The sequence below is a fragment of the Thermovirga sp. genome (assembly GCA_012523215.1).
Taxonomy (GTDB): Bacteria; Synergistota; Synergistia; order Synergistales; family Thermovirgaceae; genus 58-81.
Genome location: JAAYIZ010000091.1, coordinates 1 through 16404 on the forward strand (window position 1 = coordinate 1; position 16404 = coordinate 16404).

19 protein-coding genes are annotated in these 16404 nt (G+C 56.0%); 18 read left to right on the forward strand and 1 reads right to left on the reverse strand.

Annotated features, from left to right (window positions below):
• The coding region (locus GX108_02560; GenBank protein ID NLO55930.1) for a nucleotidyltransferase family protein at window positions 1-852 on the reverse strand (852 nt) is incomplete at its 3' end.
• Between the two features lie 85 nt (window positions 853-937).
• Between GX108_02560 and GX108_02565 the strand changes: the two genes are divergently transcribed.
• The 18 genes from GX108_02565 (at window position 938) to pyrF (ending at window position 16272) form a co-directional block, all read left to right on the forward strand.
• Window positions 938-2134, forward strand: coding sequence for an acetate kinase (locus GX108_02565; GenBank protein ID NLO55931.1), 1197 nt, complete (start codon window positions 938-940; stop codon window positions 2132-2134).
• Between the two features lie 10 nt (window positions 2135-2144).
• Window positions 2145-2795 (forward strand): DUF177 domain-containing protein, encoded by a 651-nt coding sequence (locus GX108_02570; GenBank protein ID NLO55932.1) that lies wholly within the window; start codon window positions 2145-2147, stop codon window positions 2793-2795.
• The gene (rpmF, locus tag GX108_02575) at window positions 2776-2982 is read left to right on the forward strand and encodes a 50S ribosomal protein L32 (GenBank protein NLO55933.1); all 207 of its coding nucleotides are present in this window, start codon (window positions 2776-2778) and stop codon (window positions 2980-2982) included. Before GX108_02570 ends, rpmF begins: the two co-directional genes overlap by 20 nt.
• A 234-nt stretch (window positions 2983-3216) precedes the next feature.
• On the forward strand, window positions 3217-3828 hold the full coding sequence (gene fapR, locus GX108_02580; GenBank protein NLO55934.1) for a transcription factor FapR: 612 nt from the start codon (window positions 3217-3219) through the stop codon (window positions 3826-3828).
• A complete protein-coding gene (gene plsX / locus GX108_02585; protein ID NLO55935.1) occupies window positions 3812-4819 on the forward strand; it encodes a phosphate acyltransferase PlsX in 1008 nt (335 codons plus the stop codon). Before fapR ends, plsX begins: the two co-directional genes overlap by 17 nt.
• The gene (locus GX108_02590; GenBank protein ID NLO55936.1) at window positions 4816-5811 is read left to right on the forward strand and encodes a ketoacyl-ACP synthase III; all 996 of its coding nucleotides are present in this window, start codon (window positions 4816-4818) and stop codon (window positions 5809-5811) included. Before plsX ends, GX108_02590 begins: the two co-directional genes overlap by 4 nt.
• A gap of 10 nt (window positions 5812-5821) precedes the next feature.
• A complete protein-coding gene (gene fabK, locus GX108_02595) occupies window positions 5822-6772 on the forward strand; it encodes an enoyl-[acyl-carrier-protein] reductase FabK (protein ID NLO55937.1) in 951 nt (316 codons plus the stop codon).
• Between the two features lie 19 nt (window positions 6773-6791).
• Entirely contained in the window at window positions 6792-7751 is a 960-nt protein-coding gene (gene fabD, locus GX108_02600) for an ACP S-malonyltransferase (protein ID NLO55938.1), read from the forward strand.
• Window positions 7741-8487 (forward strand): 3-oxoacyl-[acyl-carrier-protein] reductase, encoded by a 747-nt coding sequence (fabG, locus tag GX108_02605; GenBank protein ID NLO55939.1) that lies wholly within the window; start codon window positions 7741-7743, stop codon window positions 8485-8487. The genes fabD and fabG overlap by 11 nt, the downstream gene beginning before the upstream one ends.
• Before the next feature lie 37 nt (window positions 8488-8524).
• Entirely contained in the window at window positions 8525-8776 is a 252-nt protein-coding gene (gene acpP / locus GX108_02610) for an acyl carrier protein (protein NLO55940.1), read from the forward strand.
• Between the two features lie 105 nt (window positions 8777-8881).
• Window positions 8882-10123: a beta-ketoacyl-ACP synthase II gene (gene fabF, locus GX108_02615; protein ID NLO55941.1), complete on the forward strand. Its 1242-nt coding sequence runs from the start codon at window positions 8882-8884 to the stop codon at window positions 10121-10123.
• 46 nt (window positions 10124-10169) lie between these two features.
• Window positions 10170-10844 (forward strand): ribonuclease III, encoded by a 675-nt coding sequence (gene rnc / locus GX108_02620; protein ID NLO55942.1) that lies wholly within the window; start codon window positions 10170-10172, stop codon window positions 10842-10844.
• Between the two features lie 178 nt (window positions 10845-11022).
• Complete coding sequence (gene pyrR / locus GX108_02625; GenBank protein NLO55943.1) at window positions 11023-11568, forward strand: bifunctional pyr operon transcriptional regulator/uracil phosphoribosyltransferase PyrR; 546 nt, start codon at window positions 11023-11025, stop codon at window positions 11566-11568.
• A gap of 3 nt (window positions 11569-11571) precedes the next feature.
• Window positions 11572-12501: an aspartate carbamoyltransferase catalytic subunit gene (locus GX108_02630; protein NLO55944.1), complete on the forward strand. Its 930-nt coding sequence runs from the start codon at window positions 11572-11574 to the stop codon at window positions 12499-12501.
• On the forward strand, window positions 12498-13817 hold the full coding sequence (locus GX108_02635; protein NLO55945.1) for a dihydroorotase: 1320 nt from the start codon (window positions 12498-12500) through the stop codon (window positions 13815-13817). The genes GX108_02630 and GX108_02635 overlap by 4 nt, the downstream gene beginning before the upstream one ends.
• Window positions 13818-13833: 16 nt before the next feature.
• Window positions 13834-14619: a dihydroorotate dehydrogenase gene (locus GX108_02640; GenBank protein NLO55946.1), complete on the forward strand. Its 786-nt coding sequence runs from the start codon at window positions 13834-13836 to the stop codon at window positions 14617-14619.
• Entirely contained in the window at window positions 14609-15556 is a 948-nt protein-coding gene (locus GX108_02645; protein NLO55947.1) for a dihydroorotate dehydrogenase, read from the forward strand. Before GX108_02640 ends, GX108_02645 begins: the two co-directional genes overlap by 11 nt.
• Complete coding sequence (pyrF, locus tag GX108_02650; GenBank protein NLO55948.1) at window positions 15550-16272, forward strand: orotidine-5'-phosphate decarboxylase; 723 nt, start codon at window positions 15550-15552, stop codon at window positions 16270-16272. Before GX108_02645 ends, pyrF begins: the two co-directional genes overlap by 7 nt.
• The last annotated feature ends 132 nt before the right edge of the window (window positions 16273-16404 follow it).

A 16404-nucleotide genomic window follows, 5' to 3' on the forward strand; every position in this document is an offset into this window, starting at 1 on the left:
CACGGCGCTGGCCCAAAGCAGATTCTCGATGCCCTCTTTCATCTCGGCGAACTTCGAAAGCCTGGAGGGACCGTCTCTAACAAGGACCGTTCGCAGGATCCTCCAGAATATGTCAAGAGAGAGCAGGCACCTGCCCAAGGAGATCTCTTCCTTCAGGATGGACAGGACTCGGGAGGGCATGACGTCAATCATCTTATAATTTAACCCTTCGGTTCTCATGGTGTCCCTTATCCACCCCGCGCTGGCGAAGGGTCCCGAGGAGCCCGAATGGTAACCTGAACCGATCCTTTTGACGGGAGAGACTTCCAGGGAATAGCGGCGTTCGACGATCCTCAGGACGTACTCCTGGGCGAGGATATTGTTGGGAGATGATAGTATCTCTCCCGCCCCTGGAAGCATATGTTCCACCGCCGCGGTCCTGGCCTCGGCGTAAGAAAAGCCGCTGTCGAGGCGTTCTCGGAGCACCTTCCGGAAGGCAGCGGGTTCTTCGATGAGGATCTTGGCGATAGACCCAAGGGGAGCGTCGGGGTCTTCCATGCCGAAAGAGAGATGGGTCACGACACCGGTCATGGCCATCAGGTCAACCGCGGCGGATCCGAAGACCCCTGCGTTGTGACAGGAGAAAGCCGCCGGAAGCTCGATCACGAGATTGGCACCCGATCGTAGGGCCATCTCGGCACGGCACCACTTGTCCAGGAATGCTGGTTCCCCCCGCTGGACGAAGTTCGACGAAAGCACCACTACCGCGGCATCGGCGCTGCTTGTTTCCAGGGACCGGTTCATATGGTATAAATGTCCATTGTGGAAGGGGTTATACTCGGCAATGATTCCTACAACGTTTTTATTTAGCAAGGATCCGGACCTTCCTTCCTGGTCGAATAAGACTACGATAGATCTGTGGAACGGTTCCGGTCAATACCGAAGGAGGTCTGATAGCATGAAAGTTCTGGTTCTCAACTGCGGCAGCTCTTCTTTGAAGTACCAGCTTTTCGATATGACGACGGAAGCGGTCCTGGCGAAAGGGCTTGTGGAGCGGATTGGTATCGAGGGTTCAAGGGTTCGGCATGAAAAAACCGGTCTCGAGCCCCTGAAGTTCGATACCCCTATTCCCGACCACAAGGTGGGGATCAAGGTCGTCCTCGATACCCTTCTCGATGGAGACCAGGGGGTAATCAAGAGTCTGGGGGAACTCAGAGCCGTCGGTCACAGGGTGGTCCACGGGGGCGAAAAGTTCGCCCGCTCCGTGGTGGTCAACCCCGAAGTCCTGAAAGTGGTCGAAGAATGTTGTCCCCTTGCGCCCCTTCATAACCCGGCCAACCTCATGGGGATCAGGGCCATGATGGAGGTCCTGCCCGATGTGCCCCAGGTGGCGGTTTTCGACACCGCCTTCCACCAGACGATGCCGGATTATGCTTACACCTATGGCCTCCCCTACCATTACTACGAAAAGCACAGGGTCAGGCGTTATGGGTTCCACGGGACCAGTCACTTCTATGTCGCCCACAGGGCTGCCGAGATGATGGGTAAGCCCATCGAGGACCTGAAGATTGTGACCTGCCATCTTGGCAACGGCAGTTCCATTTCGGCCGTAAAAGGTGGCCGGTCCATCGATACCAGCCTCGGATTTGGAACAGTCCCGGGTGTACTGATGGGAACCCGTTGCGGTGATATCGATCCCACCGTGATCCTTTATATCATGGAACATGATGAAGTCGACCCCAAATCGATGAGCCACATCATTCACAAAGAGAGTGGTTTTAAAGGCATTACAGGCCTGAGCAGCGACCTCAGGGATGTGGAGGAGGCCGCAGTGAAGGGTAACTCCAAAGCACGGCTTGCCCTTGACATCCTTTTTTACGGGATTCGCAAGCACATCTGTGCCTATGCGGGAGCCATGGGAGGGATCGACGCGATCGTATTCACGGCGGGCATCGGCGAGAACAGCGTCACCGTGAGAAAGATGGTCTGTGAGGACCTGGAGTTCCTTGGGGCGAAGATCGACCTCGAAAAGAACAATATGAGAGGCAAGGAGGCCTTTATAAACGGGCCCGATTCCAGGGTGAGCATCATGGTCATACCCACCAACGAGGAACTCGTAATCGCGAGGGATACCAAGGAGCTCGCCATAGACTAGGTCTGAAGCGATGGAAAAGAGCAACGAAGATTTTAAAACCGGGATAGGAGTGAAACCACTGGGCTGGTCCTGCTCCTTCAAAGGCGCTACGGTGATCGAGGAGAGGGGACCCTTGGTCCTCAGGTGTGAACTCCCGATATCGGGCTCCGTTGAACACTGGGGACAAGAGTACAGGTTCACCGATCCCGTGGTAGTCGATGCCACGGTGTCAGGTGATGCTTTGGGCCTCGATGTAGACATCGCCTTTAAGGCGAGGATGGAAGTTGATTGCGCGCGTTGCCTGGAGGCCACCTCTTGTGAAGTTTCCGAAAGCTTCCAACTTTTTTTAAAACCCATGCCCGAAAACAAGGGCGACCGGGTCGAGGACGGAAACGCGGAGGATGATGAAAACCTGGTCCTCGTCCCGTCCATCGAGGGAGAGATAGACATTTCAGGCCAGGTGTGGGAATATCTGGTTGTTTCGCTTCCCGAGAAGATCCTTTGCTGCGAGGGCTGCCTGGGTTTATGCCCCCTCTGTGGCAGGAACAGGAACAGGGGCGAATGCTCATGTTCAACTTCTGAGCCCGATCCAAGGTTCGCGGTTTTGGCGGAATTAATTGAGAATGGAAATGATGAAGCTCCCGGGAAAGGAGGGAACAGGAATGGCAACTCCAAAAAGTAGGACATCGCATAAAAGGACCAGGCAGAGAAAAGCCCAGTGGTTAGGGTCTTTGAAGAGCCCGGAAACTACCGCCTGCCCTAACTGCGGAGAAACGATCCAGATGCACAGGGCTTGCCTCGAGTGCGGGCAGTACCGAGGTCGACAGGTCATTAAGCAGAAGGCGGAGGGCAAAGAAAAGAGTTCGTGAACCCTATTATCGTCCGGTTCACGGAGACCGGTCCCGGAAGGCCAGGGGGGACAGGAGTTCCCCTGGCCTTTTCTAATTCCAGGGTTTAGGCATTATCCCCGTCCGAACACTCCTTTATTCAACTTAATTTTTCTTACATAATTTCCCTTACGTATTGACCATCGAGCTGGTGGGCATTATACTGCCAGATCATATAACCTGATGTTAGTACCAGATGATAAAGGGAGATGGGCAATGCAAAGGTCTGCTGGCAGAAAGGTCCGCCAGGGCAGGATTATTTCGGAACTTGAAGCAAATCCTCTTCTGACCGATCAGGAACTGGCGGGAAGGTTGTCGGTCAGCATGAGCACCGTCAGGCTTGACAGGGCCATGCTCGGCATCCCCGAGGTCAGGGAACGGATGAGATCCATGGCTAACCAGGCCGGGAGCCGGCTCAGATCGCTCAAACGAGAAGAGGTCATCGGTGAACTCCTGGACTTGCAGCCCGGGGAGTGGGCGCTTTCAACCCTTCAGACATCGCGGGAGATGGCTTTCCGTCATACTGACTATGTTTCCGATCATTATATCTACGCCATGGCCAGCTCTCTCGCTATTGCCGTCATAGAAGCCGACATGGTCGTCACGGGCTCAGCTCGGGTCCGGTTCCGGTTCCCCGCCAAGGTAGGAGAAAGACTCGTAGCGAGGGCCAAGGTGGGTACAAAAAAAGGAAACAAGAATGTAGTCAGTGTGAGAATAAGAGTAGGTGAACAAGAAATTTTCGTCGGACGGTTTATAACCGTCGAAAAGGAATGTCAAGACGGGCCCCCGATGTCGGAAAGGGGTGAATCCAGTGCTTTTGGCTCTTGAGGCTATGGGCGGAGACAACGCTCCCGTTGAGACCTGTGCTGGAGCGATCATGGCCTGCGAAAAATTTCCCGACCTCGAAATCGCCCTGGTGGGTGATTCAGAGATTATCAGGCCTCTTCTTGAGAATACGACGGCCTCTGTCAGGACCAGGCTCCACCTGGTCCATGCTGAAGAGAGGATCACCATGGATGAACCTCCCGCCGTGGCAATACGGCAGAAGAGGCGTTCAAGCCTCAGGATAGCCATGCAGATGGTCCGGTCAGGGGAGGCCCAGGGTTGTGTCTCGGCGGGAAGCACAGGAGCCATAGTGGCTGGCGGAGTCCTCGTTGTGGGAAGGATACCGGGCATAGAAAGGCCTGGACTTGGGGTTCCTCTCCCAGCGGTGGACAGAACATCGATGCTTATCGATATCGGGGCGACGGTCCGTTGCAAGCCATTGAACCTGTTCCAGTTCGCTCTCATGGGTGACGTGTACATGAGGAAGATCCTGAGTGTTGAAAGCCCCTCCATAGCGCTGCTTTCAAACGGGCAGGAAGAGGCAAAGGGTGACGAACTGATAATCGAAGCCAGGGAGTATTTCAAAAATGGCAGACTCAACTTCATCGGCAACGTCGAAGGAGGTGGTATTCCCTTCGGGGCGGCCGATGTAGTGGTCTGTGAAGGGCTTACCGGCAACATCCTTTTGAAGTTCATCGAGGGTACCGGGGAGGCGCTTTATTCACTGATCCGCGAAGAGATCAACCGGCGCTTCCTTGCGAAGGTGGGCATGGTGTTCATGATTCCCATGCTCAAAGATCTCTGGACCCGTTTCAACTACGAGGAGACCGGCGGCACGCCGTTGCTCGGCGTAAACGGAGCGGTTATCAAGGCTCACGGGAGGTCCAGAGCAAGAGCCATCTGCGGCGCGATAAGGGTCGCACGAGAGTTCGTGTCGAAAAGGGGCGTACAAACCATAGCCGAAGAGCTTACCGAGGGAGTGAGGAGAGAATGAAATTCAACCAATGTGCCCCTGTAGTGCTTCTTGGTACGGGAATGAGCGTTCCCGCAAGGATAGTGACCAATAAAGATCTGGAAGGAATGGTTGACACCAGTGATCAGTGGATCGTGGAAAGGACCGGTATCAGGGAGAGGCGGATCGCCACCGAGCAGGAGTTGACCAGCGACCTTGCCGTCAAGGCGGCGATGGAAGCTCTTAACGACGCTTCGGTCTCGCCTGAAGAGCTGGACATGATCATTGTCGGGACCAATTCGCCTGACCGACTTTTCCCGGGTGTCGGTCCGATAGTTCAGTCCAGGATCGGTGCTTCGAGAGCGGGAGCCTGCGACGTGCAGGCTGGTTGCACGGGCTGTGTTTATGGCATGATGTTAGCCTCAGCCGGTATCAGGGCCGGTTTCTGGAAAAAGGTCCTGGTGATAGGGGCGGAAGTTCTCTCGAGGATTGTCGATTGGAAGGATCGCAATACTTGTGTTCTTTTCGGGGATGGTGCCGGAGCCGCCCTTTTTGGTGCTGGAGACGGAGAGGATGGAGTGCTGGCCGCGGAAGTCCATGCCGATGGCAGCCTGGATGATTATATCGAGTTCCCGGGAGGCCTTATCGCCCATCCCGCCACGGCGGAAACGGTTGAACAGGGTCTTCACTTCGTGAAAATGAGGGGCAACGAGGTTTTCAAATATGTCAACAGGGTGATCCCTCCCTTTGTCAGGGATCTCTGCGATCAAGCAGGTCTTGATCTGAGCGATATCGATGCCTGGATCTTCCACCAGGCCAACCATCGGATAATCGAAGGGGTCATGCGAAGGCTTGACATTCCCCTGGAGAAGGCCGTGGTCAACCTTCAGAAGTACGGTAACACCTCGGCGGCATCGGTTTTCCTGGCCCTTCATGAGGGCTTGGCTGAAGGTAAAATCTCAAAGGGTGACAAAGTGATGTTAGTGGGCTTTGGGGCAGGAATGACCTACGGGGCCATGATAATCCAGATCTGAGGTGGTTTCGATGTTCGGGAACAACAGGATAACCAGGCTTCTTGAGATCAATTACCCGGTACTCCAGGGGGGAATGGCCTGGGTGGCCGATGCGGATCTGGCGGCGGCGGTCAGCAACGGCGGCGGCCTTGGTGTCATCGCTGCGGGCAGCATGCCCCCCGACCTCCTGGAGAGCCAGATAGCCAAGGTCAGGACCCTGACCGCTAAACCTTTCGGTGTCAATATAATGCTCCTTTCGGCGACCGCGGATGCCGCCCTGGAAGTAGTAGAGAGAAACCGTGTCCCCGTCGTGACCACTGGAGCGGGGGCTCCAGGGAAGGTGATCGAGCGGCTTAAGCCACAGGGGACAAAGGTCATCCCGGTCATTGCCTCGGTGGCGCAAGCAAAAAGGGTTGAAAAACAGGGAGCCGATGCCGTGATAGCGGAAGGGATGGAGGCGGGAGGACACATTGGTGAGATCACGACCATGGTCTTGGTTCCGCAGATCGTTGATGCCGTCAAAATCCCGGTCGTCGCGGCCGGCGGTGTCGCTGAACCCCGGGGGGTACTGGCCGCTTTCTCCCTCGGCGCGGAAGGTGTCCAGGTTGGAACCCGCTTTGTATGTGCCAGTGAATCCAACGCCCATAGTGCTTTCAAAGACGAGATCCTGAAAGCCAGGGATAGGAGCACGGCGATCACGGGAGCCAGCACAGGGCATCCCGTCCGTTGTATCCAGAACAGGCTGACCAGGGAATTCGCGAAGCTGGAAAAGGCCGGGGCATCCTTGGAAGAACTGGAAAAGCTCGGCACGGGGCGTTTAAGGGCCGCGGTGGTCGATGGTGACGTGGATTATGGTTCTGTCATGGCAGGTCAGTCGGCGGCCCTAGTTAACAAGGTACAACCTGCAGCCGAGATCATAAGGGAACTTTTCGATGGAACGCAGGAGATGTTTGAAAGCCTCCACAGATTTTCAAACCAATGAAGTCCCTGGAGGTATTCCGATGAAGTATGCCGTCGTATTCCCGGGCCAGGGTGCCCAGGAGGTGGGAATGGGCAAGGACTTTTTCGACCGTTACGCCACTTCCAGGGCCATTTTTGAAAGATCCGACGAAGCTTTGGGTTTCAACCTGAGCAGGATAATTTTTTCCGGCCCCGACATTGAACTGGAAAAGACCGAATACGCCCAGCCGGCTATCCTTACGACGAGCATGGCTCTTTTCAGGTGCCTCGAGGAGGAGAAAGGGATCGCGTTCACTCCCGAGTTCGTGGCAGGGCACAGCCTGGGCGAATACACCGCCCTGGTCGCTTCGGAGGCTCTCTCCCTGGAAGATGGCGTAAGATTGGTTCATCTCAGGGGTAAGTTGATGCAGGAGACCGTCCCCCTGGGTGTGGGTTCCATGGCGGCCATTATCGGACTCGACCGCGAGTCGGTGATTTCCATTTGTGAATCCGCTTCTGAACTGGGGATCTGCCAGGCGGCTAATTTCAACGCCCCGGGGCAGATCGTCATATCAGGGGAGAGGCAGGCTGTCGACAAAGCCATTTCCATGTGCAAAGATGCTGGGGCCAAGAGGGCTCTCCCGCTGAAGGTAAGCGCTCCCTTTCATTCCCGCCTCATGCGCCCCGTGGCGGACCGGTTGAGGGAGTCCATCGCCCGGAGTGAGTGGAAAAAACCAAAGTGGCCCCTTGTAGCCAACGTTTCCGCCCAAAAGGAAACCGATGTGGAAAGCATACAGGAAGCTCTTTTCCTACAGACCTTCATGCCCGTGCTTTGGTCGGGGTCCGTGGAATTTATCATCTCCAGGGGCGTCAGGCACTTCGTCGAAATAGGACCGGGGAGCGTTCTGACCGGGCTAATCAAGAGAATTTCAGCCGATGCGAACTGCCTGTCACTCTTTGATTTGGATGGCTTGGGCCAGGTGATTGATTTCCTGAAGGGGGGACAATATGATGATTCCTGAAAAGAGGGTCGCCCTTGTAACCGGTTCGGGGCGTGGAATAGGGAGGGTGATAGCGCTTGCGATGGCAGACCTGGGGCACAAGGTGGCGGTGAACTATCGCGCCTCGTCCGAGGCCGCCGAAAACCTTGTCAGGGAGATAGTATCCTCCGGAGGCGAGGCCAAGGCTTTCCGGGCGGATGTGTCCTCCGCGCCTGAAGTGGAAAAACTCTTCAGGGAAACAGAATCCACCCTTGGGCCCGTTGGTGTTCTAATCAACAACGCGGGAATAAACAGGGATGGACTTCTGATGCGTATGAAAGATTCCGACTGGGAGGACGTGATAAAGACTAACCTCCTGTCGAATTTTCTTACCACCCGGCTGGCCGTAAGGAACATGTCTCGCTCCAGGTGGGGGCGCATAGTTAATATCAGTTCGGTGATAGCGCTGATCGGTAACGTGGGCCAGGCGAATTACGCAGCCGCGAAGGCGGGGGTGATCGGCTTCACGAAAAGCGTCGCCAGGGAATTTGGATCCAGGGGGATAACGGTTAATGCTGTAGCCCCGGGATTCATTGAATCCGACATGACTGATGCCCTTGATGAGAAGTATCGGTCCCAGATGATTTCGCGGATCCCTGCGGGAAGACCGGGTCAACCCGGAGAAGTAGCGGCGGTGGTTAAATTTCTCGTTTCTGAAGAAGCTTCCTATGTCACAGGCCAGGTGATAGCCGTTGATGGCGGAATGACCATGGCTTGATTCATGCAAAGAGTTTCGTGGGAAGGAGGTGAAGGAGATGAAGATGGACGAGATCACGGCGAGATTAAAGGAAATAGTAATGGATAGGCTGGATGTTGAAGAGGACCAGATTAAACCAGAAGCCTCCTTTGTGGAGGATTTTGGAGCTGATTCCCTTGATATCGTCGAGCTTATCATGGGGATCGAAGAAGTATTCGACATCGAGATACCCGATGAGGATGCCGAAAAACTCACCAATGTCGGCGAAGCCATGGAATACATCAAGGGCAAACTTGGTGTGGAAGAGTAGCATGGTAACAATAGGATGGTTTATGGGGCATCAGCCGCATAAACCATCCTACTCCGTTACCCGCCCCAGGGTGCCTGTCGGCGGGAACCGAAGGAGTGACACGTCTTGAGAAGGGTTGTCATTACCGGGATGGGTGTGATCTCTCCCATCGCCAATGGAAGGGTAGAATACTGGAGGTCCCTCAAAGAGGGTCGAAATGGCGTCGGAAGGATCACCCTTTTCGATCCTTCCGATTTTGCCGTGCGTATTGCCGCCGAGGTGAAGGATTTTGATCCAGAGTCATGGATGGATCGCAAGGAAGCCAGGAGGGCTGACAGGGTCATCCAGTTTGCTGTCGGGGCCTCCGACATGGCGGTTAATGACGCCTCGCTTGATGTGGACAGCCTGAACCCGGATAGATTCGGAGTTTTTATAGGAAGCGGCGAGGGTGGTATCTCCACCATGTACGAAGGAATGAAGGTGCTGATGGAGAAAGGTCCATCCAGGGTCGGCCCTTTCTGCGTTCCCATGATGTTAAGTAATATGCCCGCGGCCTATGTGGCGATTCGCTTCGGCGCCAAGGGGCCGAATATCTGCGTAGTGACGGCCTGTGCCACAGCCATCCACACTATGGGCGAGGCCTTTCACACGATTGCCAGAGATGACGCGGATGTAATCCTCGCCGGTGGCACCGAGGCTGCGATCACTCCTGTCGCCGTAGCGGGCTTTGCCGCCATGAAGGCCCTTTCAACCAGGAATGAGGACCCTCTCCACGCCTCAAGGCCCTTCGATATCGACAGGGACGGTTTCGTAATGGGTGAGGGTGCCGGGGTCCTGGTATTTGAAGAATTGGAGCATGCCAGGAAGAGGGGGGCCAGGATATTCGCCGAGGTGAAGGGTTTCGGCTCGACCTGCGACGCCTATCACATCACAGCTCCGGATCCCCAGGGCGAAGGACCGGCCAAGGCCATGATCCAGGCGGTCAAAAAGGCCGGATGGCGGTTCGATAAAGTGGACCTCATCAACGCCCACGGCACGTCGACAAGTCTCAACGACACGATGGAATCCTCGGCCATCAACAGGGCCTTTGGGGAATACACGGGGAAGATCCTGGTCCATTCGACCAAATCCATGATAGGTCACACCCTGGGTGCTGCTGGGGCGCTGGAATCCATAGCCGCCATCCAGGCCATCGTTGAGGGGATCGTTCACCCCACTACGAATTGTGTCAATCCCGATCCCGAATGTCGGATCAACCTGGTTCCTGACGGCAAACCCCTGGAAGGGGAAATCTCCCGGGTGCTTGTCAGCAACTTCGGTTTCGGGGGCCACAACGCGGTCGCGGCTTTAGAGAGGTTCAGAGATTAAAGTGGAACATCCTTCGCCGCCAGGAGACGAGGCGGGAGTAAAACGCATGCTTGGGAACCTGGAGGAACGACTCGGTTATCGCTTTAGAAACGGCCAATTGCTGGTTGAAGCACTGACCCATGCCTCCTATTCAAACGAGAACGGTCTGGATTACTGCAACGAAAGGCTTGAATTCCTGGGCGACGCGGTGTTGGAGCTTTGCGTATCGGAAATGCTTTTTAAAAGGTATCCTGAAGCGAGCGAGGGTGAGTTGTCCGCCAGGAGGGCATCGCTCGTTTGCGAGGATTCGTTGAGCGAATGGGCCATAAAGGTGGGTATCCCCCAAAGCCTCAGGTTGGGCAGAGGTCTTTGTAAAAGCGGCGGCCGCCAGCAGCCTGCGCTCAGCGCGGATGCGGCCGAAGCTATATTCGGGTCTGTTTTGATCGACGGTGGATTCGAGGCGGCCCAGGCAGTGATAGAGAAGTACCTCGTAGACTCTGAAGGCTTTGAAAGAAGCATTCCCAGGAATCCGAAGGCGGATCTACAGGAATTAATGGAAAAAATGGGATTGGGCAAGCCCGAATACCTGCTGACGGACCGGACCGGTCCTCCCCATGCCCCCCTATTCAGGGTGGTCGTGAAACAGCTGGGCGACGCATCGGCAGCAGGCGAGGGCAGGACTATCAAGGAAGCCGAAAGGAAGGCAGCGGAAACAGCCTTGGGATTTCTCCTCGATAAATAATGCAACCGGTTGCATTATTTATGCTCTTTGGTACAATCCCCGGGTAGGGGGTGCGTACTCGGTGACGGGAAAGGGAAATCGGCCGGAAAGATTGGATCTCCGGAAAGAGATAGACAAAGGGGCTCGGTTCCTCGAGAGAGGAAAACCGCGTCCCTTTTTTTAGGGAGGTGGACCTGTGCTGAAGGAAAAAGCGAAGGTAATGAATGAAAAGGACATGGAAAGAGTGCTTAAGAGAATATCCCACGAGATCCTGGAAAAAAATCGAGGTCTTGAGGGTATGGTCCTCGTGGGGATACAGAGGAGAGGTGTTTACCTTGCTAACCGCCTAAGGGACATTTTCTTCGGCCTCGAATCCTACAAGGTCCCGACGGGAGTTCTTGATATCACTCTTTATCGGGACGACCTGACCCTACTTCACGATCAGCCGGTGGTCCACAGTACCGCCATACCTGAGGATTTGAATGCCAGGAAAATTCTCCTCGTCGACGATGTTTTGTACACCGGACGAACGATCAGGGCGGCCCTCGATGCCCTGATGGACCTGGGCAGGCCGTCCTGCGTGCAGCTCGCGGTCCTCATTGACAGGGGGCACCGTGAACTGCCGATCCATCCCGATTACGTGGGCCGGGTTGTCCCCACATCCAGGAATGAAACGGTCGAGGTCCGGGTAAGGGAACTAGATGGGCTCGATGAGGCCGTCATCTGCGAGAGGGAGGGTTTTTGACGAATGGAGTGGAAACGGCGTCACGTCCTTGGCCTTGATTCCTGGCGCCGGGAGGAACTACAGTACATCCTTGAGCAGACGCGGTCCATGGACGAGTTGCTGGACAGGCCCATCAAGAAAGTACCGGCCCTTAGAGGCAAACTGGTGGTCAACCTTTTTTTTGAGCCCTCCACGAGGACAAGGGTCTCCTTTGAACTGGCCGAAAAATTCCTGAGCGCCGACGTGGTCAACTGGAGCACTACCAACTCCAGCGCAGAAAAGGGGGAGACCCTTCGTGACACAGCTTGGACCCTGGAAGCGATGGGAGCCGATGCGGTAGTGATCAGACACGAGTCTGTGGGGGCGGCTGATTATTTGGCGAGAAAATTAAAAAAAAGCGTCGTCTTCAACGGGGGTGACGGAGCGCATGCGCACCCGACCCAGGCTCTCCTCGACCTTTACACCGCCTGGGAAAAACTTGGCGATCTCGAGGGTCGCAAAATGGCCATTATCGGGGATGTGCTTCACAGCCGAGTGGCCAGGAGCAATGTAATCGCCTTCAGCCGGATGGGCGTCAGGGTTGTTCTGTCCGGTCCCCCGACGCTCATGCCGAAGGTCCCGGAAGCTCTCGGTGCCACCTTCACCATGGACCCCGGGGAAGCCGTCAGGGATGCCGACATAGTCTACCTGTTGAGGATACAGCGGGAGAGAGAGGCCGAAGGGATGTTCCCCTCCCTGGATGAGTATCATCAGTTCTTCGGCGTTGACAGCAGGCTTCTGGAATACGCTCCACCCGAAGCCCTTGTTATGCACCCGGGACCGATAAACAGGCGCGTCGAGATTGCGAGTGAGGTAGCCGATGGGCCGCAGAGCATGATCCTGGGGCAGGTCCGTAGCGGCGTCGCACTTAGGATGGCTCTCCTTTTCGTCTGCCTCGGAGGTGTAAGACAATGAGAATACTGCTGGGTAACGCAATGCTATTCGACGGTGCCCGGTTTCTCCCGGGTACGATGGATACCGTAATCGAAAACGGTATCATTGCCGCCATCGGGAAAATCGACCGAAGCGGCAAGTTTGACGTTGTACACGATCTTACCGGGAAGGTCCTTTGCCCCGGTTTCATCGACCTGCATTGCCACCTCAGGGATCCCGGCCAGGAGTGGAGAGAGGACCTGGACTCAGGAGCCAAGGCGGGGGCCGCGGGAGGTTTTACCACCCTTGTATGCATGCCCAATACCGATCCTCCCCTGGATACTCCAGCCCTCGTAAGGTACATCCTGGAAAAGAGTGAAAAGTGTTGCGGTTCAAGAATCCTTCCTGCAGGCTGTGTAAGCAAGGAGAGAAAGGGAAAGACCCTGGCCGAGATGGGCAAGATGGCCAGGGCAGGAGCCGTAATCTTTACCGATGATGGCAGCCCCGTCAGCGACACTGGGCTCTTCAGGCTCGCCCTGCAATACAGCACCTGGCTTGGGACCAGGATAATGGAGCACCCCGAGGAAATTAGCCTCACGGCTGGAGCTCAGGTCAACGAGGGGATTTGTTCCACCTTCCTGGGACTCAAGGGATGGCCCTCTTCCGCCGAGGCGTCGGATATTTCCAGGGGTTGCTCCCTTAGCAGGGATACCGGGGCACCGGTGCACTTCACCCATGTCAGTGCCGAGGATTCCATCCTCGTCCTGAGAGAGGGGAAAGCCTCGGGATTGCCGGTCACCTGCGATGTTACCCCTCATCATCTTTGCCTTACTGAGGAAGAGATACTGGCTGCCGGGGCGGATAGCGTTTACAAGGTCAACCCCCCGCTCAGATCGAGCAGGGACAGGGATGCTCTCTGGGAAGCCCTGTCAGATGGAACGGTTGACGCTATTGCTACGGACCATGCACCTTATCATATGGACGAAAAGGACCTGCCCTTTCAGGAAGCCTCCTTTGGGATAGCTTCCCTGGAGTGCGCCGTGGCAGCTGTGCTCAGCGAATGGGCGAGGAGAGGAAAGCCCTGTCCCCTCGAAAGGATGCTTAGCCTCTTCACCTCCGGGCCCGCGGGCATCCTTCCGATAGAATGGAAGGATGCGGGAAAGATAGGAGGAGGCCTTTCCGCCAATCTAACTGTTCTTGATCTCGATCTCGAACGCGTTGTCCATGTGGAGGAATGGAAGAGCAAAGCAAGGCTGAGCCCATGGAATGGAAGGCGCCTAAGGGGGTGGCCGACCATGACTTTTGTAAATGGTCGAATGGTTCACTCTTACGAAGGTCCGATTGAAGAGGTTGATTGAATGGGAAGGTTCAGCGATGGGAAAATCAATCGCGCCGGCTGACAGGAAGGGTGTCCTGCTCTTTTCCCGACTGGTCGGGGACAAATGCAGACATATAACTGTCGATCTTGACGAGATGCTGCCACTGCCCGTGCCGGGGCAGTTTTATATGATCAGGGAATGGGGGGTGTTCGATCCCCTCCTCGGTCGTCCTCTCGCCTCGATTGCTTCCGAGGGTCGCCGACTTGAGTTCCTTTTCCAGGTGACTGGAAGAGGAACAAGCCGCCTGGCATCGTTGTCTCCGGGAGCCACCCTTGAACTGAGAGGTCCCTGCGGGAACGGTTTCCCTGAATCGGCCGGGAAAAAACTTCTGCTGGTTGCCGGCACGTTGGGAATCGCCCCTTTTCTTGGGTCTGCCTCGGTACTTTGCGGCAAGGCAGATGTTACGGTCGTGCTCGGTGTGCCTGGCAAGGGTTGGGAGGCCTTCGCCAAATGGTGCAAGGAAAGGATACCTGGTATCCGGTTGAACTCCGACGACGGCTCCCTCGGGAAGCGGGGTGACCCCGTGGAGGACTCCCTCTCCTTGGCTGGTCCGGCTCACGAGGTGTGGGGTTGCGGCCCCGAAGCCATGCTGCGGGAAATGGGAAGGATTTACGGAAAGGGTTGCGAAAGAGTGTTCGTCAGCATGGAAAGAAGAATGGGCTGCGGAATTGGTGGATGCCTGGGTTGTACCATCGCTACGGCTTCGGGGATGAAGAGAGTTTGCGTAGACGGCCCGGTCTTCGAGTGGCGGGATGTTTTCGGTGAGGACCATGGGATTTAGCCTCAGGACGGAAGTCGGAGGCGTCAACCTCGAAACGCCGGTAATAGTAGCTTCAGGGGTCTGGCCCATGGATCCAGGCCTTTGGCCCGAGGGTTTCCTCGAGGGGGTTGGCGCGATATGCAGCAAGGGTTTGACCCTTGCCTCCAGGCCGGGCAACCCGGGCTGCAGGATCATGGAAACCTATTCGGGGGTTTTAAACAGCATTGGCCTCCAGAATTCCGGAGTGGAATCCTTCCTCGCCGAAGAACTACCCGCTCTCGGAGATACGGGCAAACCCATCATAGTGAATATCGCCTTCGAAACCCTGGAGGACCTTGTCAATGCCCTTGCTGAACTTAAAGCGGCCACCGCAAGCATAACTGCCTTGGAATTGAACGTATCTTGCCCCAACGTCTCGAGGGGAGGAATGACCTGGGGAATTCAGAGCGATACCCTGGAGAGCGCGATCACCGTCGCCCGGGAGGCCTGGGATGGCGTCCTCTGGGTAAAATTGTCCCCCCAGGTTCCCTCGGTAGCCCAATTCGCCAGGATATGCCAAGCGTGCGGGGCCGAGGCAGTCGTGGTGGGCAACACCTGGCTCGGGATGGCCATAGACAACGAAAAGGAGAGACCTTTTTTCGAAAACGTCTTCGCCGGGCTTTCCGGACCAGCGGTCTTTCCCCTGGCACTCAGGGCTGTTTGGGAGGCGGCCGAGGCCGTGGATATTCCCGTAATAGGCTGTGGTGGGGTCTCGAGACCCCAGGACGCCCTTTCGATGATCCTCGCCGGAGCCGCAGCCGTAGAGGTTGGAACGGCCCTCTTCGTGAATTCGCTCCTGCCGGCATCGACCTGCCGGATGCTCGAGCAACACCTGTTGAGGAGGGATCTTTCTTCCGTCCGAGAACTGGTCGGGAGGGCCCGGAACAAAATGAAGACGGACGGGGTGGACCATTGTTGAAAAGAGAAGGACCGGGCTTAATCCTTGCGCTGGACGTCAAAGAACCTGTTGAAGCCGAAAGGCTCCTTGAAACCCTTGGAGCACACCTTCGCCACGTCAAGGTTGGTCCCCGGCTTTTCGCAGCCGGCGGGTTATCCTTCGTGAGACGCGTCATGAGCGCCGGGTTCAAGGTGTTTCTTGACCTTAAACTTCACGATATCCCCAACACGATCTCGGAAGCCGTGGACCTCCTTGCGCGGAGCGGAATTTGGGCGTTGACGCTCCACGCTTCCGGGGGAGAGGATATGCTCAGGGCGGCCCTTTCGGCTAAGGACCAGGCTCACTCCGATGTTCTGCTCCTGGGCGTTACCGTCCTCACCAGCGTCGACCAGCGCAGTCTGGACAAATCGTGCCCCGGTTCCCGGCTGCGGAACACCCTCGAAAGTCGTGCGCTTCTCTGCAAGGATTGCGGTTTCGACGGGATTGTATGTTCTCCGAGAGACCTTCCTCTCCTGGGAAAATTTTTTACCGAGGAATTTTTGCGTGTAGTCCCGGGGATAAGGGATGGGAAGGAAAGCCTCGACGATCAGAAAAGAACCGCAGGTTTGGAAGAGGCGATGGATATGGGAGCTGACTTCGTTGTTATAGGGAGACCCATCATTAAGGCGTCCTCACCGGTGGAAGCCATGGCCCATTTCTCTGAACGCCTCGAGCGATGGAGGTCGATCAATGAATAGCGAGGTTTCGCCCGAAAGGATCACGCGCCTTCTAAGAGAATCAGGAGCCCTGCAAGAGGGTCATTTCGCGCTCTCTTCAGGTCTTCACAGCGGGCATTATCTTCAATGCGCTCTGTTCCTGATGTTCCCGGA